This is a genomic window from Limnohabitans sp. 2KL-17 (assembly GCF_003063415.1).
GTDB lineage: Bacteria > Pseudomonadota > Gammaproteobacteria > Burkholderiales > Burkholderiaceae_C > Limnohabitans_A.
This window is the reverse complement of the sequence record NZ_NESK01000062.1, coordinates 1-2,267: the sequence shown is the minus strand read 5'-3', so window position 1 is coordinate 2,267 and position 2,267 is coordinate 1. Positions and strand designations below refer to the sequence as shown.

The 2,267-nt window shown below is 55.8% G+C and carries 4 protein-coding genes; 1 reads left to right on the top strand and 3 read right to left on the bottom strand.

Annotation, left to right across the window (positions count from 1 at the left end; all coding sequences use genetic code 11):
* Positions 1–271, top strand: a 271-nt coding sequence (locus tag B9Z45_RS16510; RefSeq protein WP_146180911.1) for a transposase, incomplete at its 5' end; no start/stop codon positions are given.
* 209 nt (positions 272–480) lie between these two features.
* On the opposite strand, the gene rfbC is transcribed toward B9Z45_RS16510, so the two are convergent.
* The 3 genes from rfbC to B9Z45_RS17490 form a co-directional block, all read right to left on the bottom strand.
* Positions 481–1,047, bottom strand: a complete 567-nt coding sequence (rfbC, locus tag B9Z45_RS16505; protein WP_108408284.1) for a dTDP-4-dehydrorhamnose 3,5-epimerase — start codon at positions 1,045–1,047, stop codon at positions 481–483.
* Positions 1,048–1,081: 34 nt separating this feature from the next.
* Positions 1,082–1,954 carry a glucose-1-phosphate thymidylyltransferase RfbA gene (gene rfbA / locus B9Z45_RS16500; RefSeq protein ID WP_108408283.1) on the bottom strand — a complete coding sequence of 291 codons (873 nt, stop codon included), beginning with the start codon at positions 1,952–1,954 and terminating at the stop codon, positions 1,082–1,084.
* A 9-nt stretch (positions 1,955–1,963) separates the two neighbouring features.
* On the bottom strand, positions 1,964–2,267 hold a 304-nt coding region (locus B9Z45_RS17490), incomplete at its 5' end, for a hypothetical protein (protein ID WP_233252248.1).

Genomic DNA, 2,267 nt, shown 5'->3' with positions numbered 1-2,267 from the left:
GAAGGCACTGATCGCATCCAAGGCACCACATGCGAACGACTTCACCAACCAGCGGGTGCGCAAGGGAGGTGAGGTTGACCCGGCCCTGCGCTCGAAGAATCGCAACAAGTCCAAGGTACGCGCCCGGGTGGAGCACGTCTTCGCAGTGGTCAAGCGGCTGTGGGGCTTCACCAAGGTGCGCTATCGCGGCCTGGCCAAGAACGCCACGCGCTCGTTCGTGGCCTTGGGTCTGGCCAACATCTACTTAGCGCGTGGACGCCGCATGGCATGAGTGCGTCTTCAGAGCGCGCAATGCGCGTGTCTGGCGTGAAAAGGCCAGAAATACGGGCCGAAATTGGGCCGCTTCGCCCATCACATCTCGCATCATGCAATCAACTAGCAACATATCGCTGAATTCGTTGGCTTGTTCAGCGTAGCCTTAGGCGTTTGGATGGCAACAGGCGGGCTGGTTATCCCAGCGAAACCGCTACCTGCAGAACGTCATCCCGTTGTGCCATCGGTGAAAACCTCGGCATCGCGCAAAAGGAGCCCTGCCAGGTCTTTTGCTGCCAACTGAGGGGTGACACCAGTGGGCCACTGCACGCCGACATCCGGATCGTTCCAAAGCAAGCTGCGCTCATGCTCGGGGTACCAATAATCGGTTGTCTTGTAGAGAAACTCGGCACTTTCACTGAGCACCAGAAAACCATGCGCAAACCCCGGCGGTACCCACAACTGGCGGTGGTTATCGGCGCTCAGGTGCACGCCATGCCACTGCCCAAACGTGGGCGAAGACATGCGTAAATCCACCACCACATCAAACACTTCGCCTTGCACCACCCGGACCAGCTTGCCCTGCGGGTGACGGATCTGGTAGTGCAAGCCACGCAGAACGCCCTTGGCAGACTTGCTGTGGTTGTCTTGCACAAAGCTCAGGACCAGGCCTGTCGCCTGAGCAAAGTCACGGGCATTGAAGCTTTCATAAAAAAAGCCCCGTGCATCACCAAAGACTTGGGGCTCCAGGATCAAGACTTCCGGAATGGGGGTCGAGGTAACGGTGTAGGGCATTGAATTTGGCGACAGAAGCGGACGGCTTTGGGTTTTATTTGAGCAAACTCAAAAGGTATTGCCCATAGCCGTTCTTGGCCAAGGGCGCGGCCAGTGTTTGCACATCGGCAGCTGTAATCCACTTTTGTGTGAAGGCAATTTCTTCTGGGCAAGCCACCATCAGACCCTGGCGTTTTTGCAGTGTGGCAATGAAGCCTGCCGCCTCCAACAAACTGTCGTGCGTTCCCGTGTCCAGCCAGGCATAGCCCCGGCCCATGATCTCCACATTCAACTGGCCCAGCTCAAGGTAGCGTTTGTTCACATCGGTGATTTCCAGTTCGCCCCGGGCCGAAGGCTGGATGTCGGCGGCGATGTCGCACACTTGCTGATCGTAAAAATACAAACCTGTGACCGCGTAATTGCTCTTGGGTTGCTTGGGCTTTTCTTCGATCGACAAGGCTCTGAAAGCGTCATCAAACGCCACCACACCATAACGCTCCGGGTCGTGCACATGGTAGGCAAACACACTGGCACCAGCGGTTTGGGCATGGGCGTTCGCCAGCAGCTTCACCAGGTCGTGGCCGTAATAAATGTTGTCCCCCAGCACCAATGCACTGGGGTCATTGCCTACAAAATCTTTGCCAATGATGAAGGCCTGCGCCAACCCGTCCGGGCTTGGCTGCACAGCATACTGAATGTTCATGCCCCACTGGCTGCCATCGCCCAACAGTTCGACAAATCGGGGCGTGTCTTGCGGGGTGCTGATCAAAAGCACATCCCGGATGCCCGCAAGCATCAGCGTGGTCAGCGGGTAATACACCATGGGCTTGTCGTACACCGGCATGAGCTGCTTGCTCACGGCCTGCGTGACCGGATAAAGACGGGTACCAGAGCCGCCCGCCAAAATGATGCCTTTGCGATGTGTCATGTTTTTTTATCAGAGCAACGGCTCTGTCAAGTGGTGTGGTGTTCGTCGCCCGGCTTGTCTTTTTGACTCGAACTTTTCAATTTTAATTGGCCATGGCACAGCTTGGTGTGTGTCACAACCTGCGAGCGCGCCCTCTTGGTTGGCACAATTCATGTGCACTCGTCTCGACACCAAATTATCCAAACAACTAACAGGCTGCTGAAATACCCCATTCGCGAGCGCAATTTCGCCCCGCATGGTTTTGATTTTTTTGATTTTCCTTTCGCATTCTGATATTCCCTTCGTTTTTTGTTCGCCTTGGCCCACTTGTAAG

Bases quoted from the DNA above. Each gene is read 5' to 3' on its own strand.
- rfbC (WP_108408284.1), bottom strand. From the start codon at position 1,047: ATGCCCTACACCGTTACCTCGACCCCCATTCCGGAAGTCTTGATCCTG.
- rfbA (WP_108408283.1), bottom strand. From the start codon at position 1,954: ATGACACATCGCAAAGGCATCATTTTGGCGGGCGGCTCTGGTACCCGT.